We start from the raw sequence: 21,679 nt of genomic DNA, 5'->3' as shown, positions 1-21,679 counted from the left end.
AAACAAGGTATGAGCACCATCGAAGAGCGCGTCAAGAAAATCGTCGCCGAGCAACTGGGCGTTAAGGAAGAAGAAGTGGTCAACACTGCTTCCTTCGTAGAAGACCTGGGTGCCGATTCCCTTGACACCGTTGAGCTGGTGATGGCTCTGGAAGAGGAATTCGAGACCGAAATCCCGGACGAAGAAGCTGAAAAAATCACTACTGTTCAAGCTGCCATCGACTACGTTACTAGCCACCAGGCGTAATAGTTTGTAGTCGTCGCTTGCTGTCAGGGAAAAACCGCACTGCTGTAACGGCGTGCGGTTTTTTCTTTAAGCGGTGATGAAAAGCAAGCTGCGAAGCGAAGTGTCGTCATTAGAAAAAGGAGAGTGCTGTGTCGCGTAGACGCGTCGTAGTCACCGGTATGGGTATGTTGTCGCCACTGGGCACGGATGTGCCAAGCAGTTGGCAGGGCATTCTGGCTGGCCGCAGTGGTATTGGTCTGATCGAACACACGGACCTTTCTGCCTATTCCACCCGTTTTGGCGGCTCGGTAAAGGGTTTCAATGTCGAGCAATACCTCTCGATCAAAGAGTCCCGCAAGCTCGACCTGTTCATTCAATACGGCCTGGCCGCCGGTTTTCAGGCAGTGCGGAATGCCGGCCTGGAAGTCACCGACGCCAACCGTGAGCGTATCGGCGTGGCCATGGGCTCGGGTATTGGCGGCTTGACCAATATTGAAGAAACCAGCCGCACGCTGCACGATTCCGGCCCTCGTCGAATTTCACCGTTCTTCGTACCGGGCTCGATCATCAATATGATTTCCGGCTTCCTGTCCATCCACCTGGGGGCACAGGGGCCTAATTACGCCATTGCGACGGCGTGCACCACCGGTACTCACTGCATCGGCATGGCGGCGCGTAATATCGCCTACGACGAGGCGGACGTGATGATCGCCGGTGGCGCCGAAATGGCCGCCTGCGGCCTGGGCATGGGCGGCTTCGGCGCGTCCCGTGCGCTGTCGACCCGCAATGACGAACCGACTCGCGCCAGCCGTCCATGGGACAAGGGCCGCGACGGCTTCGTACTGGCTGACGGTGCCGGTGCCCTGGTACTCGAAGAGTTGGAGCACGCCAAGGCGCGTGGCGCCACCATCTACGCGGAGCTGATCGGCTTTGGCATGAGCGGCGACGCCTACCACATGACCTCGCCACCGTCCGACGGTGCCGGTGCTGCGCGTTGCATCACCAACGCCCTGCGCGATGCGAAGGTCAACCCCAACCAGGTGCAGTACATCAACGCTCATGGTACTTCGACGCCGACCGGCGACCTGGCGGAAGCCGAGGCCATCAAGTCGGTGTTCGGCGAGCACGCCTACAAGTTGGCGGTCAGTTCCACCAAGTCCATGACCGGCCACCTGTTGGGCGCGGCAGGCGCGGTGGAGGCGATCTTCAGCGTGATGGCGATCAAGGATCAGGTCGCTCCGCCGACCATCAACCTGGACGAACCGGACGAAGGCTGCGACCTGAACTTCGTGCCTCACGAAGCGCAACCGATGCCGATCGACGTGGCGATTTCCAACTCGTTCGGTTTCGGTGGCACCAACGGGTCCCTGGTGTTCCGCCGGTTCGCCGAGTGATGCACAGCTGGGTCGACGGTCAACCAGCGGACTCCGTGCCCCTGAAAGATCGCGGCCTGGCGTATGGCGATGGCTTGTTCGAGACCATCGCCGTCAAGGCCGGGCAGCCGCTGTTGCTCGACCGTCACCTGCAGCGCCTGAATGAGGGCTGCAGGCGTTTGGCCTTGGTTGCCGATCACGGGTTGATTCGCAGCGAAGTGCTGGCCTATGCCGTCGCCCTCGGCGACGGTATCCTCAAGTTGATCCTTACCCGTGGCGATAGCCTGCGCGGCTATGGTCTCAATCCTGGCGCTCCGGTGCGCCGTATCTTGCAGGGCAGTGCGCCCGCGACTTATCCCCCCGCCCATGGTGTCGAAGGCATCCGCCTGTTTCCGTGCGCGACCCGCTTGGCCGAACAGCCGTTGCTGGCCGGTCTCAAGCACCTCAATCGTCTGGAGCAAGTGCTCGCACGCGCAGAGTGGCAAGATGCCGATCATGCCGAAGGCCTGATGCTGGATATGTCCGGTCGGGTTATCGAAGGCGTGTTCAGCAACCTGTTTCTGGTGCGCAACGGTTTGTTACTAACCTCTGACCTGAGCCGTTGTGGCGTGGCCGGCGTGATGCGCGCCGAGCTGCTGGCCCAGGCTCAAGCGCTGGGCATCCCGGTAGCCGTGGCCGACGTCAGTGTCGAGCAGTTGCGACAAGCCGATGAAGTCTTTGTCTGCAACAGCGTATATGGCATTTGGCCGGTGCGCGGATGCGCTGCGATGAGCTGGTCGGTTGGGCCACTCACCCGTAAACTGCAGGGTATTGTTCGCGCGCTATTGGATATTTGAGTTGATACGAAAACTGGTTTTACTGCTACAGATCAGCCTGGTCTCGGCGGCGTTGCTCGTGGGCTTTTCGGCCTGGAAGCTCGACTCTGCCCTCAAGCAGCCCTTGAAGCTGTCCCAGGAGCAGTTGCTCGACGTCCCGGCTGGCGCTACCCCTACGGGCACCTTCAATCGACTGGAAGCTGACGGTGTGCTCGACGATGCCTTCTGGCTGCGCCTGTACTGGCGCTTCAATCTCGAAGGCCAGCCACTGCACAGCGGCGAATACCGCATGAATCCCGGTCTTACCGCCGAGGGGCTGATTGGCTTGTGGCAGCGTGGCGAAGTGGTGCAGTACAGCCTGACGCTGGTGGAGGGCTGGAATTTCCGCCAGGTACGCATGGCCTTGGCCAAGCACGAAAAGATCGTGCAGACCCTTCCAGGGCTGACTGACAGTGAAGTAATGGAAAAGCTCGGCCACCCGGGTGTATTCCCCGAGGGGCGTTTCTTCCCCGACACTTATCGCTTCGTGCGCGGCATGACCGATGTCGAATTCCTGAAAAAAGCCTACGACCGCCTGGACGATGTCCTCGCCCAGGAGTGGAGCAAGCGTGCCGCCGATGCGCCGTACACTGACCCTTACCAGGCGCTGATCATGGCGTCCCTGGTGGAGAAGGAGACCGGTGTACCGCAAGAGCGTGGGCAGATCGCCGGTGTGTTTGTGCGTCGCATGAAGATCGGCATGTTGCTGCAGACCGACCCGACTGTGATCTACGGCCTGGGTGAGCGCTACAACGGCAAGTTGACCCGCGCCCACCTCAAGGAAGCCAACCCTTACAATACCTATATGATCGCCGGCCTCCCGCCGACACCCATCGCCATGGTCGGTCGCGAGGCCATTCACGCGGCGCTGAACCCGGCGCCAGGCAGTAGCCTGTATTTCGTCGCCCGTGGCGATGGCAGCCATATTTTCTCGGATAACCTGGATGCGCATAATGCCGCCGTGCGCGAGTTCCAGCTTAAGCGGCGTGCCGACTACCGCTCCAGCCCGGCGCCGGTGGTGAAACCACTGGACGACGCAGCCCCGCCCGGCGACGCACCGATCGAGCCCGCGCCGGACACCATCGTGCCGCAAAGCCCGCAATGACTCTGACTAAGGACTGCCCGTGACTGGCTTGTTTATTACCCTGGAAGGCCCGGAAGGCGCCGGCAAAAGCACGAACCGTGACTACCTGGCCGAGTGCCTGCGTGCCCAGGGCATCGAAGTGGTGCTGACCCGTGAACCGGGTGGTACGCCACTGGCCGAGCGGATTCGCGACGTCCTGTTGGCCCCGGGTGACGAGCAGATGAACCCGGACACCGAGCTGCTGCTGGTATTTGCCGCCCGTGCCCAGCACCTGGCCGAAGTGATCCTACCGGCCCTGGCACGCGGTGCCGTGGTGATCTGCGATCGTTTCACCGATTCCACCTACGCCTACCAGGGCGGTGGCCGAGGCTTGTGCCTGGAACGCATCGCTACCCTGGAAACCTTCGTGCAGGGGGATGTGCGCCCCGATCTGACCCTGCTGTTCGACCTGCCGGTGGAAGTGGGCATGGCTCGCGCCAGCGCCCGGGGGCGCCTGGATCGTTTCGAGTTGGAAGGGCAGGCATTTTTCGACGCTGTACGCAGCGCATTCCTGCAACGTGCCAAGGCTGAGCCTGCACGTTATCACCTGCTGGATGCCGCCCAGCCGCTGGCCCGGGTGCAACAGGCCATCGACGCACTGTTGCCGACACTGTTGGAGCGCACCCGTGGCTGAGTCCTACCCATGGCAGGACAGCCTCTGGCAGCAATTGGCCGGGCGCGCCCAGCACGCCCATGCCTATTTGCTGCATGGGCCGGTGGGCATCGGTAAACGCCACCTCGCCGAGCGCCTGATGGCCAGCCTGTTGTGCCAGCGTCCGGTCAATCTGCAGGCGTGCGGAGAGTGCAAATCCTGCCTGCTGCTCAAGGCTGGCAGTCACCCGGACAACTATGTGCTGGAACCCGAGGAAGCGGACAAGGCGATCAAGGTCGACCAGGTGCGTGATCTGGTCAGCTTCGTGGTGCAGACCGCGCAGATGGGCGGGCGCAAAGTGGTGCTGATCGAGCCGGTCGAGGCGATGAACATCAACGCGGCCAACGCCTTGCTCAAAAGCCTCGAAGAACCCTCCGGCGATACCGTGCTGCTGCTGGTGAGCCACCAGTCCAGCCGTTTGTTGCCGACTATTCGCAGCCGCTGCGTGCAGCAGGCCTGCCCATTGCCGAGCGAGGCCATGAGCCTGCAATGGCTGGCGCAGGCATTGCCGGAATGCACCGCAGAAGAGCGCGTCGAATTGCTGACCCTGGCGGCCGGTTCGCCCTTGGCGGCAGTCAAGCTGCAGGCCCAAGGCGTGCGTGAGCAGCGGGGGTTGGTCGTGGATGGCGTGAAGAAGCTGCTCAAGCAGGAACTGTCCGCCACGCAACTGGCCGAAGGCGCCTGGAAGGATATCCCCCTGTTGCTGTTGTTCGACTGGTTCTGCGACTGGTCCAGCCTGATCCTGCGCTACCAGCTGACCCAGGATGAAAACGGCCTGGGCCTGGCGGATATGCGCAAGGTCGTGCAATACCTGGCGCAGAAAAGTGCCCAGGACAAAGTGCTGAACATCCAGGACTGGATTCTTGCCCAGCGCCAGAAGGTACTCGGCAAGGCCAACCTCAACCGCGTGCTGTTGCTCGAAGCGCTGCTGGTGCAGTGGGTCGGCCTGCTCGGTCGGCGTTAATTTCCGTGGCCGACGGGTGTATCGTTGGCCAGACCCTTTTCGTGACTTAAAGCCCTGACTCCCTATGCTCGTAGATTCCCATTGCCACCTTGATCGTCTCGACCTTGCCCAGCACAGCGGTTCCCTCGACGCCGCCCTTGAAGCTGCCCGTCAGCGTGGGGTAGGCCACTTCCTATGTATCGGTGTCAGCGCTGAGAACGCCGCCGACGTCAAGGCACTTGCTGAGCGCTACACGGACGTGGATTGCTCTGTGGGTATCCACCCGCTGGACCTCAAGCCCGGCGAAGCCCCGGCCCTCGATTGGCTACTGGGCGAACTCAACCACCCACGGGTGGTAGCCATCGGTGAGACCGGCCTGGATTACCACTACGAACCCGAAGCCGCCGAGTTACAGCAGGCTTCGTTCCGCCTGCACCTGCAAGCTGCCCAGCAGACCGGCAAGCCGGTGATCGTCCACACCCGTGGCGCCCGGGCCGATACCTTGACGCTGCTGCGTGAAGCCGCGCTGCCACAGGCCGGTGTACTGCATTGTTTTACTGAAGACTGGGACATGGCCAAAGCCGCCCTGGACCTGGGGTTCTATATTTCCCTGTCGGGTATCGTCACCTTCCGCAACGCCGACGCCCTGCGTGACGTAGCTCGCCAGGTGCCAGCCGATCGCTTGCTGGTGGAAACGGATTCGCCCTACCTGGCGCCTATCCCCCATCGCGGCAAGCCGAATCTGCCGGAATATGTGCGTGACGTGGCCGATTACCTGGCAATGCTGCGTGGCGAGTCCTACGAGCATTTTGCCGAGCAGACTACCGAGAACTTCAAGCGCCTGTTTCCGCTGGCCCATGTAGCAGTTGGATAAACGCTCGAATCCCAGGCAAAAAAAACCCGGGTTCTGGGGGGGGGAATCCGGGCTAAGACCATTAGGAGTAAAACAAGGGCACACAGTCCGTCGGTACCCAGGTCGACGCGTCACTTGGGGGAGATGTCGCGCCGACAGTTGAAGTATTGATCACTATCCCATTCAGTCCAGTCGGATCTGATCGTTTTTTAAACAGATTTGGAATACGTCCGCTTCTCTTGAGTTCTCATTGCGCAGGTGGGCAGGTTCAGGTGATACGTATTATTTCTGACTGATAGAGGGAGAATCGTTGGCGCATTGAAAGTTATGTGCCTGGCGGGTTCACATAGACATTGCCCAACGACCGTTCAGTCGGGATAATCCCTCGCATCGGGTAAATCGTATCGCCACGTATCTATGGCCCTGCGCAACCCTCCCTATTCCGACCTCTGCAGACCTCTTCCTCATGCACAAAGAACCCCGTAAGGTCCGTGAGTTTCGCCGCCGTGAGCAGGAAATTCTCGACACCGCACTCAAGTTATTCCTCGACCAGGGCGAAGACAGTGTCACCGTCGAGATGATTGCGGATGCCGTGGGTATCGGCAAAGGCACGATCTACAAGCATTTCAAATCCAAGGCCGAGATCTATCTGCGCCTGATGCTCGATTACGAGCGTGACTTGAACGAGCTGCTGCACTCGGCCGACGTCGACAAAGACAAGGAAGCCCTGTCCCGCGCTTACTTCGAGTTCCGCATGCGTGACCCGCAGCGCTACCGCCTGTTCGACCGCCTGGAAGAGAAGGTGGTCAAAGGTCACCAGGTGCCGGAAATGGTCGAGGAGCTGCACAAGATCCGCGCCTCGAACTTCGAACGCCTGACGCTGCTGATCAAGGGCCGTATCAATGAAGGCAAGCTCGAAGACGTGCCGCCGTATTTCCACTATTGCGCCGCCTGGGCCTTGGTGCATGGCGCTGTAGCGCTGTACCACTCGCCGTTCTGGAGCAATGTGCTGGAAGACCAGGAAGGCTTCTTCCAGTTCCTGATGGACATCGGCGTGCGCATGGGTAACAAGCGCAAGCACAGCACTGACCTGCCAGGCGCTGAAAAGGGTGAAGAAACCCCGGCTACGTAAGTCATTTGCCAATGATTTACTGCCAGGTGCAGTACCCCAGGAATATACTCAGGCAAGGATCTTGCTAAAAGCTGATTTATAAGTCAGCTTTTAGTGTGCCCGAATTATCCGCTGCCGGAGTGATCCATGATCGTTGATCGTCAAGGCAGGCGTTTTCGCAATTTGCGAATCAGCCTGACCTCAGCCTGCAATTACGCGTGTACCTATTGCGTGCCAAATGGCAAGCGGCTGGTGGCTGCCCAGGACGAACTCTCGGCCGAGGCCATGGCCCGGGGCGTGGCTTACCTGATCGAAGCCGCCGGTATCGAGCGCTTGCGCATTACCGGCGGTGAACCGCTGGTCAGCCCCAAGCTGGAAGCCTTCATGGGCGCGGTAGGGCAGATGGGCCTCAGCGACATCAGCCTGACCACCAACGGCCAACTGTTGGCGCGCAAGCTGCCGTTGCTGGTGACCGCCGGCATTCGGCGCATCAATGTCTCCCTTGATACCCTGGATGCCGACGCCTTCCGCAGCATCGCCCGTGGCGGCGACCTGGCCACCGTGCTCGATGGCATGGACCAGGCCAGCGCCGCCGGGATCAAGATCAAGGTCAATATGGTGCCGTTGCGCGGCCAGAACCTGGACCAGGTAATGCCCCTGCTTGATTACTGCCTGGAGCGAGGCTACGAGCTGCGCTTTATCGAACTGATGCGTATGGGCCACTTGGCGAAAGACTCCAACGCGTTCCTGCAACAGTTCGTCAGCTTGCAACAACTGCTCAGCCTGATCGGCGAACACCACGAATACCTGCAGGCCAATGCACCCGTCGACGCCACGGCCGTGCGCTACGAAGTGCCGGGCAAGGGCTTCTTCGGCGTGATCGCCAACGAAAGCGTACCGTTTTGCCGCACCTGTTCGCGGTTGCGCTTGTCCTCCACCGGTTGGTTGCACGGGTGCTTGTCCTCGAGCAACCGTCATTACGTCGGTGATTTGTTGGACCAGCCGCGCCACCAGGCATTGCCGGCCCTGCAGGGTTTGCTGATGAAGGCCCTGGGCGACAAACAGGAAGTAGCTTTTTCTGGCGGCGCGACGGTCATGAAGATCATCGGCGGCTAATGTAGATCTTCCGAGTTCACACAAATGAATGTTGGGGCTTGCTCGCACATTTGATTTGAGGCGCTGCTCAATGGCGCGGATTCTGCATCTCACGCCCATTCGCCGGTTTTCCGTCACCGGCTTCTGGAGGATTAGGATGCGTAGTCTGGTTTTGCTGCTGGTGTCGTTGACCCTGGGCGGTTGCATGACCGTCAGCGATATGGCCGAAGGCACCCGCTATCAGATGAGCGACGCCGGCTTGCTCGACCATAGCGACACCCGGCGTACCGCCTCGGTGCGCATACAGCCGGATTCTTTTGTGTTCATCGCCCAGGGCGCCTTCGTACCGCCGGGCAGCGCATATCCGCGGCCTAACGTCGTAGCCGAGGAGGCGTTCAACGGCTTCGTCGAATATTTCCCGATGGTGCGTCGTGCGCGCCAACCGGAAGGTCTTGAACAGGCCATGGCCGAAGCCCGCGAGGCGGGTGCCCACTACTTGCTGTATTGCCGTTTTGCGGCAGCCGATGACCGTATCGGCAACGCCGACGAGTGGACTGACCAGCAAGCCCTTGACCGCCTGGGACTGGACAGCGGCGTGATCCAAGTCATGTTGATCGAGACCAGCACCCAGTATTTGATTGATACTGCACGTATTCGCAGTCGTGGCGGTTTACTGACGTTCCACGACACATCGCCACAAGATCTGATTGCCCGTCCCCTGGCGCAATACGCCCGAGGCTTGTTGGGCATGAGCAATCAGTAGACCTGAGGAGAACCCCATGACCGATTCCGCCAAGGCCAATGATCTATTGGCCCAGTTGCCCAAGGGCAAGGGTCCGGCACCGGTACATCTGTGGAACCCGGATTTCTGCGGCAACATCGACATGCGCATTGCCCGTGACGGCACTTGGTTCTATCAGGGCACACCGATCGGGCGTAAGCCGATGGTCAAATTGTTCTCCAACATCATTCGCCGCGACGGCGATGAGTATTTTCTGGTGACTCCGGTGGAAAAAGTCGGCATCACCGTCGATGACGCACCTTTTGTCGCCGTCACCCTGGACGTGCAAGGGCAGGGCGAAAGCCAGGTATTGTGCTTCACCACCAACGTCGACGAGCAGGTCGAGGCCGGCCTTGAACACCCGCTGCGGGTTGAGATCGATCCTGTTACTCAGGAACCTGCGCCCTATCTGCGCGTGCGCACCAATCTTGAAGCCCTTGTGCATCGCAACGCGTTTTACCAATTGGTGGAGCTGGCCGTGAGCCGTCCGATCAATGGTCAAAACTGGCTTGGGGTATGGAGCAGCGGGGTGTTTTTCCCTATCGGCCTGGAACCTTGAAGGCGTTTTTTCCTACTTCCTAAGATAATTCCCTTGCTGTAAATGGCCGCTTTCGGTTATCAATTTGTACATGATTAGACATGTCCGATTTGATAAGAAAAAACGCGTCGTCGACGAGCTCATCCGTCGTATCGAGGGTGGAGTAATGGCCGACGGTTTCCTGTTGCCGGGAGAGCACCAATTGGCCGAGGAGTTTGCTGTCAGCCGTGGCACGCTGCGCGAAGCCCTGGCCGAACTCAAACGCCGCAGCTACATCGCCACCCAGAGCGGCGTCGGTTCCATCGTCACCTTTGACGGCATGGTGCTCGACCAGCGCAGCGGTTGGGCCCAGGCCTTGGCTGATACGGGTGCCCGGGTGAGTACCGACATCCTGCGCTTCGAAGCGGTGAGCCGTCCTGACCTGTTCAGCCGTTTCGGCACTGATCAATTTATTGCCCTGGACCGCCGCCGGCGTAAGGGCAATGGTACTGCCGTGTCTTTGGAGCGCTCCTTGATGCCTGCTTCTGGTGGCCTGGAAAGCCTGCCCCGTACCGGGTTGATCGATAATTCCCTGACCATCACCCTGGCTGCCTACGGCTATGTGGGCGCCGAGGGCGATCAATGGATCGGTGCCGAGCCCTTGAGTGATGAAGACGCTGACTTGCTCGGCCGGCCCGTCGGCACGGTATTCCTCAAGGCCTCGCGCACTACCTACGACCGTCGCGAGCGTTTTATGGAGCATGTCGAAAGCGTGCTCGACCCCTTGCATTTTCGTCTGCACCTGCAGTTTGGAGATTCAAAATGAGCCGGGAAAATCGCGCCCTCGGCGCCTTTTACGGCCTCGCCCTGGGCGACGCCTTGGGCATGCCCACCCAGTCCTTGAGCCGAGAGCAGGTACAAAAGCGCTTCGGCGCCATCACTGCGCTGGAAGATGCGGACGCCGACCAGCCCATTGCGCCGAACATGCCCGCCGGTTCCATCACCGATGACACCGAGCAAGCCATCCTCGTTGCTGAGCTGCTGGTGGACGGTCAAGGCCGGATCGAACCTGCCGTGCTTGCCCAGCGCCTGATCGACTGGGAAGCGGGGATGCGCGCCAAGGGTTCCCAGGACTTGCTCGGGCCGTCGACCAAGCGCGCCATCGACATGATCCTCGCCGGTCACACCCCGGAGGAATCCGGGCGCTACGGCACCACCAACGGCGCTGCCATGCGCATCACCCCGGTGGGCATTGCCACCGATATCAGCGATCCGGCACGGTTTATCCAGGCGGTGATCCAGGCCTGCCAGGTCACCCATAACACCTGCCTGGGCATCTCCAGCGCCGCAGCCGTGGCGGCGGTGGTCTCGGCCGGTATCGACGGCGTGGACCTGGGCGAAGCCCTGAACATCGGCATTCAGATTGCCCAGCAGGCCGAAAACCATGGTTATTGGATTGCCGGCGGACGCATCTCTACGCGCATCAGTTGGGCCCGCACCCTGAGCGTCGGCAGTGGCGACAAAGCTCTGTTTGCAGACCTGCTCTATGAGTTGATCGGCACTTCGGTTGCCTCACAAGAGTCGGTGGTGGTGTCGTTTGCCCTGGCGCAGCAAGTGGCCTGCGGCGACATGAGTGCCTTCGAAGCCCTGTGCCTGGCTGCCAGCCTGGGAGGTGATACTGACACGATCGCCGCCATGCTCGGCGCCATGCTGGGAGCGTGCCTGGGCATGCAGTGTTGGCCTGAGGCATTGATCGAGCAGGTCCGGAAGGTCAATGGCCTGGACTTGCAGCCGTTAGTCCGTGGGTTACTCGCATTGAGGTAACGCCACAGATCACACATTTGATCGCATCGAGTCATGACGACCGTGTAAAGGTTCACATTGCGCATCTGCCACAACCATAACAATACAGGCACCTGGAGTTCCCCTTCATGAGCAGTACCTCTTCCGGCCAAAGCGCCGGGCAATTGGAAACACGCGGCATCGAACCGGTCCCCGAAGGCGAATGCAATGGTCATCCGTTGCAATTGTTCTGGGTGTGGTTCGCTGCCAATATCAGCATTCTCGGCTTGCCACTCGGCGCGACGCTTGTGGCGTTTCGTGGCCTGGCCATCTGGCAGGCGATCATCGTCGCGATTCTCGGCGCAGCCGGCTCCTTCGCGGTAGTGGGCATCATCTCCATCGCCGGCCGCCGTGGTCGCGCGCCGAGCCTGACCTTGTCCCGTGCCATCTTCGGCGTGCGCGGCAATATCGGCCCGACGCTGGTGTCCTTGATGTCACGCCTGGGCTGGGAAACTGTCAACACCACCACTGCAGCCTTTGTGTTGCTGTCGTTGTGCTCGATCCTGTTCGGTTCTGCGGTCGAGGCGAAAAGCGCGCCAGTGCTTACGCTGATCTTCATTGCCATCTTCGTGCTGCTGACCCTGGCTGTGTCCGGCCTCGGCCATGCCACCTTGCTGGTGATCCAGAAGTGGGCCACTTATGTATTCGGCGCCTTGAATATCCTGGTGGGCGGCTTTCTCTGCGCCACCATCGACTGGAGTGCAGTGTTCAATGCTACCCCGGCGCCATTGAGCGCGATGATCATTGGTGTGGGCACCATGGCCGCGGGCACGGGTATCGGTTGGGCCAATGCCGGTGCCGACATGTCGCGTTACCAGCACCGCAGCGTCAAGGCCGTGCGCCTGGTGGCTTCTGCCGCGTTTGGTGCGGGGATTCCGCTGGTGTTGCTGATCACCCTGGGCGGCCTGCTGTCGGTAGGTAACAATGACCTGGCGTCAGCCACCGACCCGATCATCGCGATCCGCGACATGCTGCCGACCTGGATGGCCGTGCCGTACCTGATCACTGCGTTCGGTGGTCTGTTGCTGTCGAACAACCTGTCGGTGTATTCGGCCGGTCTGACCACTCTGACCCTGGGCTTGAAGGTCAAGCGTGTGCATGCGGTGATCGTCGATATCGTGGCGATCTTCGCAGGTTCCATCTACTTCATGCTGATCGCCGACAGTTTCTACGGACCGTTCATCACCTTCATTTCGCTGCTGGCGGTGCCGATCACGGCATGGGTCGGGATCTTTGTGGTCGACCTGATTCACCGTCACTACTACAGCCCCACAGATCTGCTGGATGTCAGTCCGAGCAGCGCCTACTGGTACCGCGGCGGCGTGGAATGGCGGGCGTTTGGCGCCTGGGCGGTGGCCATTGTGCTGGGGTTCAGCTTCACCACCATCGGTACTACCGCCGACAACATCTGGTTTGCCGGGCCGTTGTCCGACTCCTGGCTGGGCCATAACGGCCTGGGCTGGATCGTCACGTTCCTGATGGCGGGCGGAATTTATGCGGTACTGGGCGGCGCGGCTGACCGTCGTCCGGCTTTGGTAGAGAGCCCTAATGTCTAGATTGCTGCACACCGGCCAGGTCATCGTCGATCTGGTCATGGCCCTTGATACGCTGCCGGCAACTGGCGGCGACGTGTTGGCAAAGTCCGCCAGTTTCGAAGCTGGTGGTGGTTTTAACGTCATGGCTGCCGCTCGACGCAATGGCTTGCCGGTGGTTTACCTGGGCCGCCACGGCAACGGGCGCTTCGGTGACCTGGCGCGCGCGGCGATGCAGGCCGAGGACATTGAGATGGCCTTGGCGGCCAGCAGCGACAAAGACACCGGCCTGTGTGTGTCCCTGACCGAAGCCAGCACCGAGCGCACATTCATTTCCCATATCGGCGTCGAGGGCGAGCTGAGTGCCGAGGACCTGGTCCGGATCGCGCCGCATGCCGATGACTATGTGTACGTCAGTGGTTACAGCTTGCTCCTTGAGGGCAAGGCACAGCCGTTGATTGACTGGCTGCTGGCATTGCCACGGGAGATCGTGGTGGTGTTCGATCCGGGACCGCTGGTCAAGGCGCCGGACTCAGCGTTGATGCGTGGGTTGCTGCCGCGTATTGATATCTGGACCAGCAATGGCCCGGAAGCCCTGGCGTTTACCGGGGCGACGGATATCGCCGCCGCGTTGCCAGAACTGAATCGATACCTGCCTGCACAAACGCTGCTCGTAGTACGCGATGGGCCGAATGGCTGCTGGGTAGGGCGCAGGGATGAGATTGAACATGTGCCCGGTTTCAAGGTGCAGGCGGTGGACAGCAATGGTGCGGGGGATGCGCACGCAGGGGTGTTTATTGCGGGCCTGGCGACGGGGTTGAAGCCGGCTGAAGCAGCGCGCCGGGCGAATGCGGCGGCGGCATTGGCCGTGACGCGTTGGGGGCCGGCTACCTGTCCAGGCGCAGCCGAAGTTGATGCACTAGTTTCCAGACAAACATAAATGAGTGAGGGGGCTTGCCCTAATGCCAGTCAGTTAAGCGGTCATCGCCTTCTGTAGAAGCGAGCTTGCTCGCGAAAAACGTCAACGATAACGCGTGTTTGCTGAATGAACGCGGCGCCTGTAAGTTTTTCGCGAGCAAGCTCGCTCCTACAAAAAAGCCTTAACTGACTGGCATTAGGGCTTGCCCCCGATAGCCGAGCGTCAGTCAATACATCTGTTGACTGGTCCACTGCAATCGGGGGCAAGCCCCCTCCCACATTTTGATGGGTGTTCAGCCTGCTTTTTTCAGCGCTTGGATCAACTCATCCTTGCGCATGGTCGACCGTCCAGGGATATTCTTGGCCCGCGCTTCTTTCATCAGGCTTTCCTTGGTTTGCGTACCCAGCGAGGCGCGGCTGCTGCGCGGGTGTCCTTCACGGCTGGCCGCCGCACGTTTGGACGACTCATGCCGATCCTCGGCTTTCTTCGCCGGGGCCTTGCGCCGGCCCGAACCACCGGCTTTTTCACCGCCGCCAGACTGCTTGTTGACGGTGGCCCAGGCACGGGCTTCGGCTTCTTCCTTGGATAATCCCTTGTGCTCATAACTGTCTTCGATATGAGCGGCCTTGCGTTTCTGTTCGGTGGTGTATTTGGCTTTGCTTCCACGAGGCATCGCTAAAACTCCTTCTGGCCCCTGTTGCCGGGGGCCAGACCAAAAATGGATTACTGAGGGGCTGCACCGTCCAGCTTGCGCGCCTCATCCACACCCGAGGCAGTCAGCTTGATCGGCAGGTTCAACGAGTATTCACCGGCGTCATCAGTGGTCACATGCCCATCCTTGATCAGTCCGCGGTCCTGCAGAAACGCCAAGACACTGGCCACCTCCTTTTCACCGCGGTAATTGTCCAGCACCTCCTTGCCCAAGCCTTGCGGATGGGCGTGCAGCAGACGGGTGAGGACTTCTTTTTCAAGGTTTCTATCGACGTTCATGTGTACCTCTTCACTGGGAAATGATCGGGTGTCGGTCGTGCTATGGGTGTCTCAAGGCGCGGGTTGTTTCGGTGCACCAGGGACGTTCGAGTCATCCCCTTTGTTGATCTTCGGCTCATTGGCGCCAGGGCCCATCTTACCGTTGCCGACGGCAGCCGGTGCCTGGCGCTGGGTGTCGTTGCCCTTGGTGCGTGGGTCCGCGCCGTTGTCGATGATCGCGCCACCGTTGGTATCAAGGCCGGTGCCCATTGAATCCTGGGACTCCTGGGTGGCGGGGCTGGGCGGGCTGCCGACTGGATCAGTCTTGCCGGTAGATGATGTAGCGGCGAACGCGCCCAGGGAGGCGGCGGACAACAGGCCGGCGAGGGCGAGGGCAGACAATTTGGAATTTTTCATGAGGGTGTCTCCATATGATTAATGTCCTTACCCTGTATTGGTCCCCCCTCATTCGGTGATCGTGCCTTGATGTCGACGAACGGTATCAATTCGCCTGTATCCGTTTTATGTGCCCAAACGCTACGCCCTATCAGGCGCACTGTGGCGATCGCCCAATTGAGTGCGGCAATAACCAGTATGCTCAGCATCATTGTCCAAAGGCCGTAATCGACAATGATCTTGCCCGCGAGCCAGGGAAACCCGAAGACGCCGACAAAGTACGCCATGCTGAACAGCAATAACGCCTGGGACGTGGTGCCACTGGGTGCCTCATTGGCCACCAGCCCATTGATCACCGAATACGTCAGGCCATACCCGACCCCCAAAATAGCGGCGGCCAGTAAATAGCTGAGGTTGCCGCTTACACCAAATGCAAACAGCGCGATGGCGCCGAGCATTATCCCGGACAACACGCAGGCAGCCTGGTAGGCGTCGCGCTTGACCACAAATCCGGCGATCAGCAGACGGCTGCTGATCGCCGCCGTAAGGAAACCTGCAAAGAACAGTGAGTAGTCCAGCCCATGGGCAGCGGCGTAGCTGGTCTGGAACGATGACAGCCCACCAAACACGCAACCCCCCAGGCCGACCATCAGGATGGCGAACGCCGCTTTGGACGACAGTACGCGGCGGCTAGCGAACCAGGAGATCTTCGACGCCGGCACATTCGCATGCCCCTTGAGCAGGGGGCCCATGCGCCAGAACATCACCACGCCGGCAAGGCTGGCCAGCCCGGCGATATAGAACGCGGCCGTCACGGGCAGGTCCAGCGCAGTGGCGGCGCGCCCCAGCAAAGGGCCGGAGCCGATTCCGCTCAACATGCTGCCCGACAGCAGGGCGAAATACCTGGCGCGCTGGCAGGGTTCCACCAGCAGCGTCACGATGATCGGGCCCAGGGTATAAAACACGCCCCAGCCCAGACCCAGGGACAACCCGAACACCATCAAGCCCTGGCCGAACCCAGGCGCTACGGCGAACCCCAGGCAGGCCACCACCAGCAATACGCCGGTGCTCGCAATCGCTCGCGCCGCGCCCAACGCATCCGCCAAGTGCCCGGAAAGAAGCACCGCCACAAAGGTGCTGAGCATTGCGGTGGCGATGACGCTGCCGGCGTCATGCTCGTTGCCGCCGCGTGAGTGAATCAGCAACGACAGCAAAAAAGTTGAACCGTAGGAGAGCGACAGCAGGAAACTGGCGAGGCAGAACAGTGCGAAAGTCTTTGAGCCTACGGGAGAAGTGGCGTGCATAAGCAGGACCTGATCATTGGATTTATGCCGACTGTTTACCATGGGCGCCCGTCGGGAGTGTTCTGTGTTTGCCGGTGCTGGCATCCCTGCGCGGCGGAGTAAGACACGCTCCTGAGCATGAAATTGCGCTGCAATCGGTCACTGAACGGCCTTAGTATGTGAACTTTGAATTTACCCAAGGCTTGCCCATGACCATCGAGATTCGCCCCGCCGTGCCCAGCGATGCTGCGCAGATCCTGACCTTTATCACCGAGCTGGCCGAGTACGAGAAAGCCCGGCATGAGGTGATCGCTAGCGTGGTGGATATCGAACGCAGCCTGTTCAGCGAAGGTGCCACGGCCCATGGCCTGATGTGTCTGCGCGACGGCCTGCCGATTGGTTTTGCGGTGTTCTTTTTCAGCTATTCCACCTGGCTGGGCAGCAACTGCCTGTACCTCGAAGACCTCTATATCAACCCGGAACAACGTGGCGGTGGGGCAGGCAAGAAGTTGCTGCGCCACTTGGCCAAGATCGCCTGCGACAACGGTTGCGGTCGCTTTGAGTGGAGCGTACTGGACTGGAATGAGCCTGCGATTGCCTTCTATAAGTCCATCGGCGCCCAGCCGCAGGAAGAGTGGGTGCGCTACCGCATGGAAGGTGATGCGCTGAGGGATTTTGCCCAAGGTTGACGGTCTTCAGAACCGGCTATGAATGGCCGGTTTATTTTGCGATTGCTCACAATATGGGATTGAAATTTATATATTGAGATATTTCAAGATCTAGGTTTATAGTCGCCTGCATCAGCACTCACTATCAAAAAATAAAACAGGTGAAGCGATGCAGGCACAACCGTTGTCACTACCCGCGGTGCCCGAGCCGACTTACGGCGAGCGTTTGAAGAACAAGGTAGTGATAGTCACCGGCGCTGCCCAAGGCATTGGCGAAGCGATTGTCGCCTGCTTCCAGGCCCAGCAGGCGCGCTTGGTGATTGCCGATATCCAGGGCGAAAAAATCGAGAAGATCGCCGCCCATTGGCGCGAACGCGGTGCGCAGATCCATGCCCAACCTGTCGATATCACTTCCAAGGATCAATGGCAGGCGCTGGTCAACCTGGCCATCGAGCGCTTCGGCCGCGTGGATGTGCTGGTCAACTGCGCCGGGGTCAATGTGTTCCGCGACCCCTTGGAGATGACCGACGAAGACTGGCGCCGCTGCTTTGCCATCGATCTTGACGGCGCCTGGTACGGCTGCCGCTCGGTGTTGCCGCACATGCTCGAGCAGGGCATCGGCAACATCATCAATATTGCCTCCACCCATTCCAGCCACATCATTCCCGGGTGCTTTCCCTATCCCGTCGCCAAGCATGGCTTGCTCGGCCTTACCCGCGCCCTGGGCATCGAATATGCGTCCAAGGGTATCCGCGTGAATGCCATCGCCCCGGGTTATATCGAAACCCAGCTCAATGTCGATTACTGGAACGGTTTCCCCGACCCTCACGCCGAGCGCCAGCGAGCGTTCGATCTGCACCCGCCCAAGCGCATCGGCCAGCCCATCGAGGTGGCGATGACTGCGCTGTTCCTGGCGACCGACGAGGCGCCCTTTATCAATGCCACCTGCCTGATGATCGATGGCGGGCGGTCGGTGATGTACCACGACTAACAAAGCGTTTTCCAATAACAAGAAGGAGGTGGTTCATGTTCAAGAAGGCACTCGGGGCTATGGCACTGGCGTTGGCTTTCAGCGGCGTTGTATCGGCTGAAGAAGTAAAGATCGGCTTCCTGGTCAAGCAGGCCGAAGAACCCTGGTTTCAAACCGAATGGGCCTTCGCCGAAAAAGCCGGCAAGGAACACGGTTTCACCGTGATCAAGATCGCCGTGCCCGACGGCGAGAAAACCCTCTCGGCCATCGACAGCCTGGCCGCCAACGGCGCCAAGGGTTTTGTGATCTGCCCGCCGGACGTGTCCCTGGGCCCGGCCATCGTCGCCAAGGCCAAGGTCAATGACCTGAAAGTGATGGCCGTGGATGACCGCTTCGTCGACGCCAAGGGCAACTTCATGGAGGACGTGCCGTACCTGGGCATGGCCGCCTTCGAAGTGGGTCAGAAGCAGGGCGCCGCCATGGCCGCCGAGGCGAAGAAACGCGGTTGGGACTGGAAGGACACCTATGCGGTGATCAACACCTTCAACGAGCTCGACACCGGTAAAAAGCGCACCGACGGCTCGATCAAATCCCTGGAAGAAGCCGGCATTCCCAAGGATCACATCCTCACCGCCGCGCTTAAAACCCTCGACGTTCCCGGCAGCATGGACGCCACCAACTCGGCCCTGGTCAAGCTGCCCAGTGGCGCGAAAAACCTGATCATCGGCGGCATGAACGACAACACCGTGCTCGGCGGCGTGCGCGCCACTGAAAGCGCCGGCTTCAAGGCGGCCAACGTGATTGGCATCGGCATCAATGGCACCGATGCCATCGGCGAATTGAAGAAAGCCGACAGCGGTTTCTTCGGCTCCATGCTGCCGAGCCCGCATATCGAGGGCTACAACACCGCGCTGGCGATGTACGAATGGGTCACCAAAGGCAAGGAACCTGCTAAGTACACCGCCATGGACGAAGTCACCCTGATCACCCGCGAAAACTTCCAGGAAGAACTGACCAAGATCGGGCTGTGGAAATGACCGCTGCGGCCCTGCGTTTCGACGCGATCGGCAAAACCTTTCCCGGGGTCAAGGCGCTGGATGGCATCAGCTTCACCGCCCACCCGGGGCAGGTGCATGCCTTGATGGGCGAGAACGGTGCGGGCAAGTCGACGCTGCTGAAGATCCTCGGCGGCGCCTACATCCCCAGCAGCGGCAGCGTGCAGATCGGCGCGCAGGTCATGGCGTTCAAAAATGCCGCCGACAGCATCGCCAGCGGCGTCGCGGTGATCCACCAGGAACTGCACCTGGTGCCGGAAATGAGCGTCGCCGAGAACCTGTTCCTCGGGCACCTGCCGACGCGCCTGGGCGTGGTCAATCGCGGCTTGCTGCGCCAGCAGGCGCTGGCGTGCCTCAAGGGCCTGGCCGATGAGATCGACCCCGACGAGAAGCTCGGGCGCCTGTCCCTGGGCCAGCGCCAACTGGTGGAAATCGCCAAGGCGCTGTCCCGTGGTGCCAACGTGATCGCCTTCGATGAGCCCACCAGCAGCTTGTCGGCGCGGGAAATCGACCGGCTGATGGCGATCATCGCGCGCCTGCGGGATGAGGGCAAAGTGGTGCTTTACGTGTCGCACCGCATGGAAGAGGTGTTCCGTATCTGCGACGCGGTGACGGTGTTCAAGGACGGTCGCTATGTGCGCACCTTCGAAGACATGAGCAGCCTGACCCACGATCAGTTGGTGACCTGCATGGTCGGCCGCGATATCCAGGACATCTACGACTACCGCGCGCGGGAGCAGGGCGAGGTGGCGCTCAAGGTCGACGGCCTGCTCGGCCCGGGGCTGCGTGAGCCGATCAGTTTCCAGGTGCGCAAGGGCGAAATCCTGGGCCTGTTCGGGCTGGTGGGCGCGGGGCGCACCGAGCTGTTTCGTTTGCTCAGTGGCCTGGAGCGCGCCAGCGCCGGCAGCCTGGCGCTGTGCGGGCAAGCGCTGCAGTTGCGTTCACCCCGCGACGCCATCGCCGCCGGCATCTTGCTGTGCCCGGAGGACCGCAAGAAAGAAGGCATCATCCCACTGGCCAGCGTTGCCGAAAACATCAACATCAGTGCCCGCGCGGCGCATTCCACCTTTGGCTGGCTACTGCGCGACGGCTGGGAAAAAGGCAACGCCGACCGGCAGATCCAGGCGATGCGGGTCAAAACCCCGAACGCCGCGCAGAAGATCATGTACCTGTCCGGCGGTAACCAACAGAAGGCCATTCTTGGTCGCTGGCTGTCGATGCCGATGAAGGTGCTGCTGCTGGACGAACCCACCCGTGGCATCGATATCGGCGCCAAGTCAGAGATCTACCAGATCATCCATAACCTGGCGGCCAGCGGCATTGCGGTGATCGTGGTGTCCAGCGACCTGATGGAAGTGATGGGCATTTCCGACCGTATCCTGGTCATGAGCGAAGGCGCCCTGGCCGGTGAATTGCCCCGCGAGCGGGCGGATGAAGCACGACTGCTGCAACTGGCACTCCCGCGTTCGCGGGCTTGAAGAATAAGAGGTGTGGGTATGTCTCAGGCAAAAACTGCAAAGGGCTTCTGGCCGGCGTTCAACCAGCGCAAATTTCTCGATGACTGGGTGATGCTGTTGGCGGCGTTGGGCATCTTTGTGCTCAGCGCAGTGTTTATTGATAACTTCCTGTCGCCGCTGAACATGCGTGGCCTGGGCCTGGCGATTTCCACCGTGGGCATTGCCGCGTGCACCATGCTGTTCTGTTTGGCGTCGGGGCATTTTGATTTGTCGGTGGGCTCGGTGATCGCCTGCGCCGGCGTAGTGGCGGGGATTGTGATCCGTGACACCGACAGTGTGGCGCTTGGCGTGTCGGCGGCCCTGGGCATGGGCCTGGTGGTGGGGCTGATCAACGGCATCGTGATTGCCAAGCTGCGCATCAATGCACTGATTGCGACGCTGGCGACCATGCAGATCGTACGCGGCCTGGCCTACATCTTCTCCAACGGCAAGGCGGTGGGGGTGATGGATGAGCGCTTCTTCGTGTTTGGCAACGGCCAACTGCTGGGCGTGCCGGTGCCGATCATCATCACCGTGCTGTGCTTTATATTCTTCGGCTGGCTGCTCAACTACACCAGCTATGGGCGTAACACCATGGCCATCGGCGGCAACCAGGAAGCCGCGCTGCTGGCCGGGGTGAATGTCGACCGCACCAAGATCATCATCTTTGCCGTGCACGGTTTGATCGGCGCGCTGGCCGGGGTGATCCTCGCCTCGCGCATGACCTCCGGCCAACCGATGATCGGCCAGGGCTTCGAGCTGACGGTGATTTCGGCGTGCGTACTGGGCGGGGTATCGCTGAGCGGCGGCATCGGCATGATCCGCCACGTGATCGCTGGGGTGCTGATCCTGGCGATCATCGAGAACGCGATGAACCTGAAGAACATCGACACGTTTTACCAGTATGTGATCCGCGGCTCGATCCTGCTGCTGGCGGTCATCATCGACCGCATGAAACAACGCTGAGTTATTCCAGGTGAGGACTCAATGTGGGAGGGGGCTTGCTCCCGATAGCGGTGTAT

General features: G+C 60.6%; 24 protein-coding genes. 20 read left to right on the top strand and 4 right to left on the bottom strand.

Features of this window, described 5'->3' with window-relative positions; all coding sequences use genetic code 11:
- Window positions 1-9: 9 nt before the first annotated feature.
- From acpP to KVH01_RS22695, 15 genes are all read left to right on the top strand, one after another.
- Window positions 10-246, top strand: a complete 237-nt coding sequence (gene acpP / locus KVH01_RS22765; RefSeq protein ID WP_003175607.1) for an acyl carrier protein — start codon at window positions 10-12, stop codon at window positions 244-246.
- 128 nt (window positions 247-374) lie between these two features.
- Window positions 375-1,619 (top strand): beta-ketoacyl-ACP synthase II, encoded by a 1,245-nt coding sequence (gene fabF / locus KVH01_RS22760; RefSeq protein ID WP_217883000.1) that lies wholly within the window; start codon window positions 375-377, stop codon window positions 1,617-1,619.
- Complete coding sequence (pabC, locus tag KVH01_RS22755) at window positions 1,619-2,434, top strand: aminodeoxychorismate lyase (RefSeq protein ID WP_217882999.1); 816 nt, start codon at window positions 1,619-1,621, stop codon at window positions 2,432-2,434. Before fabF ends, pabC begins: the two co-directional genes overlap by 1 nt.
- Before the next feature lies 1 nt (window position 2,435).
- Entirely contained in the window at window positions 2,436-3,557 is a 1,122-nt protein-coding gene (gene mltG, locus KVH01_RS22750; protein ID WP_217882998.1) for an endolytic transglycosylase MltG, read from the top strand.
- A gap of 19 nt (window positions 3,558-3,576) precedes the next feature.
- Window positions 3,577-4,209 carry a dTMP kinase gene (tmk, locus tag KVH01_RS22745; protein WP_217882997.1) on the top strand — a complete coding sequence of 211 codons (633 nt, stop codon included), beginning with the start codon at window positions 3,577-3,579 and terminating at the stop codon, window positions 4,207-4,209.
- A complete protein-coding gene (locus KVH01_RS22740; RefSeq protein WP_217882996.1) occupies window positions 4,202-5,191 on the top strand; it encodes a DNA polymerase III subunit delta' in 990 nt (329 codons plus the stop codon). The genes tmk and KVH01_RS22740 overlap by 8 nt, the downstream gene beginning before the upstream one ends.
- Before the next feature lie 64 nt (window positions 5,192-5,255).
- A complete protein-coding gene (locus tag KVH01_RS22735) occupies window positions 5,256-6,044 on the top strand; it encodes a TatD family hydrolase (protein ID WP_217882995.1) in 789 nt (262 codons plus the stop codon).
- A 445-nt stretch (window positions 6,045-6,489) separates the two neighbouring features.
- Complete coding sequence (locus KVH01_RS22730) at window positions 6,490-7,155, top strand: TetR/AcrR family transcriptional regulator (RefSeq protein ID WP_217882994.1); 666 nt, start codon at window positions 6,490-6,492, stop codon at window positions 7,153-7,155.
- 126 nt (window positions 7,156-7,281) lie between these two features.
- On the top strand, window positions 7,282-8,250 hold the full coding sequence (locus KVH01_RS22725; protein WP_043050083.1) for a GTP 3',8-cyclase MoaA: 969 nt from the start codon (window positions 7,282-7,284) through the stop codon (window positions 8,248-8,250).
- Between the two features lie 136 nt (window positions 8,251-8,386).
- Window positions 8,387-8,992 carry a DUF4823 domain-containing protein gene (locus tag KVH01_RS22720; protein WP_043050082.1) on the top strand — a complete coding sequence of 202 codons (606 nt, stop codon included), beginning with the start codon at window positions 8,387-8,389 and terminating at the stop codon, window positions 8,990-8,992.
- A 16-nt stretch (window positions 8,993-9,008) separates the two neighbouring features.
- Window positions 9,009-9,569 carry a DUF1285 domain-containing protein gene (locus KVH01_RS22715; RefSeq protein WP_217882993.1) on the top strand — a complete coding sequence of 187 codons (561 nt, stop codon included), beginning with the start codon at window positions 9,009-9,011 and terminating at the stop codon, window positions 9,567-9,569.
- Between the two features lie 70 nt (window positions 9,570-9,639).
- On the top strand, window positions 9,640-10,353 hold the full coding sequence (locus KVH01_RS22710) for a GntR family transcriptional regulator (protein ID WP_217882992.1): 714 nt from the start codon (window positions 9,640-9,642) through the stop codon (window positions 10,351-10,353).
- Window positions 10,350-11,351 (top strand): ADP-ribosylglycohydrolase family protein, encoded by a 1,002-nt coding sequence (locus KVH01_RS22705; protein WP_043050079.1) that lies wholly within the window; start codon window positions 10,350-10,352, stop codon window positions 11,349-11,351. The genes KVH01_RS22710 and KVH01_RS22705 overlap by 4 nt, the downstream gene beginning before the upstream one ends.
- Window positions 11,352-11,458: 107 nt before the next feature.
- Window positions 11,459-12,925: a purine-cytosine permease family protein gene (locus KVH01_RS22700; RefSeq protein ID WP_217882991.1), complete on the top strand. Its 1,467-nt coding sequence runs from the start codon at window positions 11,459-11,461 to the stop codon at window positions 12,923-12,925.
- Complete coding sequence (locus KVH01_RS22695; protein WP_217882990.1) at window positions 12,918-13,841, top strand: PfkB family carbohydrate kinase; 924 nt, start codon at window positions 12,918-12,920, stop codon at window positions 13,839-13,841. The genes KVH01_RS22700 and KVH01_RS22695 overlap by 8 nt, the downstream gene beginning before the upstream one ends.
- A 271-nt stretch (window positions 13,842-14,112) precedes the next feature.
- Here the strand turns inward: KVH01_RS22695 and KVH01_RS22690 are convergent, their stop codons facing one another.
- The 4 genes from KVH01_RS22690 to KVH01_RS22675 are packed head-to-tail and all read right to left on the bottom strand — an operon-like array spanning window position 14,113 to window position 16,489.
- Window positions 14,113-14,493 (bottom strand): Rho termination factor N-terminal domain-containing protein, encoded by a 381-nt coding sequence (locus tag KVH01_RS22690; RefSeq protein WP_043050076.1) that lies wholly within the window; start codon window positions 14,491-14,493, stop codon window positions 14,113-14,115.
- A gap of 50 nt (window positions 14,494-14,543) precedes the next feature.
- Entirely contained in the window at window positions 14,544-14,810 is a 267-nt protein-coding gene (locus tag KVH01_RS22685) for a hypothetical protein (RefSeq protein WP_217882989.1), read from the bottom strand.
- A gap of 51 nt (window positions 14,811-14,861) precedes the next feature.
- Complete coding sequence (locus KVH01_RS22680) at window positions 14,862-15,206, bottom strand: hypothetical protein (RefSeq protein WP_057014649.1); 345 nt, start codon at window positions 15,204-15,206, stop codon at window positions 14,862-14,864.
- Window positions 15,203-16,489 (bottom strand): MFS transporter, encoded by a 1,287-nt coding sequence (locus tag KVH01_RS22675; RefSeq protein WP_225924325.1) that lies wholly within the window; start codon window positions 16,487-16,489, stop codon window positions 15,203-15,205. The genes KVH01_RS22680 and KVH01_RS22675 overlap by 4 nt, the downstream gene beginning before the upstream one ends.
- A gap of 188 nt (window positions 16,490-16,677) precedes the next feature.
- Between KVH01_RS22675 and KVH01_RS22670 the strand changes: the two genes are divergently transcribed.
- The 5 genes from KVH01_RS22670 to araH all read left to right on the top strand — a co-directional run bounded on the left by KVH01_RS22670 (window position 16,678) and on the right by araH (window position 21,623).
- The gene (locus KVH01_RS22670; RefSeq protein ID WP_043050118.1) at window positions 16,678-17,157 is read left to right on the top strand and encodes a GNAT family N-acetyltransferase; all 480 of its coding nucleotides are present in this window, start codon (window positions 16,678-16,680) and stop codon (window positions 17,155-17,157) included.
- Between the two features lie 148 nt (window positions 17,158-17,305).
- Complete coding sequence (locus KVH01_RS22665) at window positions 17,306-18,127, top strand: SDR family oxidoreductase (protein WP_217882988.1); 822 nt, start codon at window positions 17,306-17,308, stop codon at window positions 18,125-18,127.
- A 35-nt stretch (window positions 18,128-18,162) separates the two neighbouring features.
- Window positions 18,163-19,143, top strand: coding sequence for a substrate-binding domain-containing protein (locus tag KVH01_RS22660; RefSeq protein WP_217882987.1), 981 nt, complete (start codon window positions 18,163-18,165; stop codon window positions 19,141-19,143).
- A complete protein-coding gene (gene araG, locus KVH01_RS22655; RefSeq protein ID WP_217882986.1) occupies window positions 19,140-20,639 on the top strand; it encodes an L-arabinose ABC transporter ATP-binding protein AraG in 1,500 nt (499 codons plus the stop codon). The genes KVH01_RS22660 and araG overlap by 4 nt, the downstream gene beginning before the upstream one ends.
- Before the next feature lie 18 nt (window positions 20,640-20,657).
- Window positions 20,658-21,623 carry an L-arabinose ABC transporter permease AraH gene (araH, locus tag KVH01_RS22650; RefSeq protein ID WP_217882985.1) on the top strand — a complete coding sequence of 322 codons (966 nt, stop codon included), beginning with the start codon at window positions 20,658-20,660 and terminating at the stop codon, window positions 21,621-21,623.
- Window positions 21,624-21,679 lie beyond the last annotated feature (56 nt).

This window comes from Pseudomonas khavaziana (genome assembly GCF_019145205.1).
Lineage (GTDB): Bacteria > Pseudomonadota > Gammaproteobacteria > Pseudomonadales > Pseudomonadaceae > Aquipseudomonas > Aquipseudomonas khavaziana.
The sequence above is the reverse complement of the archived record's forward strand: the minus strand, read 5'-3'. Positions and strand labels throughout refer to the sequence as shown.

Bases quoted from the DNA above. Each gene is read 5' to 3' on its own strand.
- acpP (WP_003175607.1), top strand. From the start codon at position 10: ATGAGCACCATCGAAGAGCGCGTCAAGAAAATCGTCGCCGAGCAACTG.
- pabC (WP_217882999.1), top strand. From the start codon at position 1,619: ATGCACAGCTGGGTCGACGGTCAACCAGCGGACTCCGTGCCCCTGAAA.
- KVH01_RS22735 (WP_217882995.1), top strand. From the start codon at position 5,256: ATGCTCGTAGATTCCCATTGCCACCTTGATCGTCTCGACCTTGCCCAG.
- KVH01_RS22730 (WP_217882994.1), top strand. From the start codon at position 6,490: ATGCACAAAGAACCCCGTAAGGTCCGTGAGTTTCGCCGCCGTGAGCAG.
- KVH01_RS22725 (WP_043050083.1), top strand. From the start codon at position 7,282: ATGATCGTTGATCGTCAAGGCAGGCGTTTTCGCAATTTGCGAATCAGC.
- KVH01_RS22720 (WP_043050082.1), top strand. From the start codon at position 8,387: ATGCGTAGTCTGGTTTTGCTGCTGGTGTCGTTGACCCTGGGCGGTTGC.
- KVH01_RS22715 (WP_217882993.1), top strand. From the start codon at position 9,009: ATGACCGATTCCGCCAAGGCCAATGATCTATTGGCCCAGTTGCCCAAG.
- KVH01_RS22710 (WP_217882992.1), top strand. From the start codon at position 9,640: ATGATTAGACATGTCCGATTTGATAAGAAAAAACGCGTCGTCGACGAG.
- KVH01_RS22705 (WP_043050079.1), top strand. From the start codon at position 10,350: ATGAGCCGGGAAAATCGCGCCCTCGGCGCCTTTTACGGCCTCGCCCTG.
- KVH01_RS22700 (WP_217882991.1), top strand. From the start codon at position 11,459: ATGAGCAGTACCTCTTCCGGCCAAAGCGCCGGGCAATTGGAAACACGC.
- KVH01_RS22695 (WP_217882990.1), top strand. From the start codon at position 12,918: ATGTCTAGATTGCTGCACACCGGCCAGGTCATCGTCGATCTGGTCATG.
- KVH01_RS22690 (WP_043050076.1), bottom strand. From the start codon at position 14,493: ATGCCTCGTGGAAGCAAAGCCAAATACACCACCGAACAGAAACGCAAG.
- KVH01_RS22685 (WP_217882989.1), bottom strand. From the start codon at position 14,810: ATGAACGTCGATAGAAACCTTGAAAAAGAAGTCCTCACCCGTCTGCTG.
- KVH01_RS22680 (WP_057014649.1), bottom strand. From the start codon at position 15,206: ATGAAAAATTCCAAATTGTCTGCCCTCGCCCTCGCCGGCCTGTTGTCC.
- KVH01_RS22675 (WP_225924325.1), bottom strand. From the start codon at position 16,489: ATGCACGCCACTTCTCCCGTAGGCTCAAAGACTTTCGCACTGTTCTGC.
- KVH01_RS22670 (WP_043050118.1), top strand. From the start codon at position 16,678: ATGACCATCGAGATTCGCCCCGCCGTGCCCAGCGATGCTGCGCAGATC.
- KVH01_RS22665 (WP_217882988.1), top strand. From the start codon at position 17,306: ATGCAGGCACAACCGTTGTCACTACCCGCGGTGCCCGAGCCGACTTAC.
- KVH01_RS22660 (WP_217882987.1), top strand. From the start codon at position 18,163: ATGTTCAAGAAGGCACTCGGGGCTATGGCACTGGCGTTGGCTTTCAGC.
- araG (WP_217882986.1), top strand. From the start codon at position 19,140: ATGACCGCTGCGGCCCTGCGTTTCGACGCGATCGGCAAAACCTTTCCC.
- araH (WP_217882985.1), top strand. From the start codon at position 20,658: ATGTCTCAGGCAAAAACTGCAAAGGGCTTCTGGCCGGCGTTCAACCAG.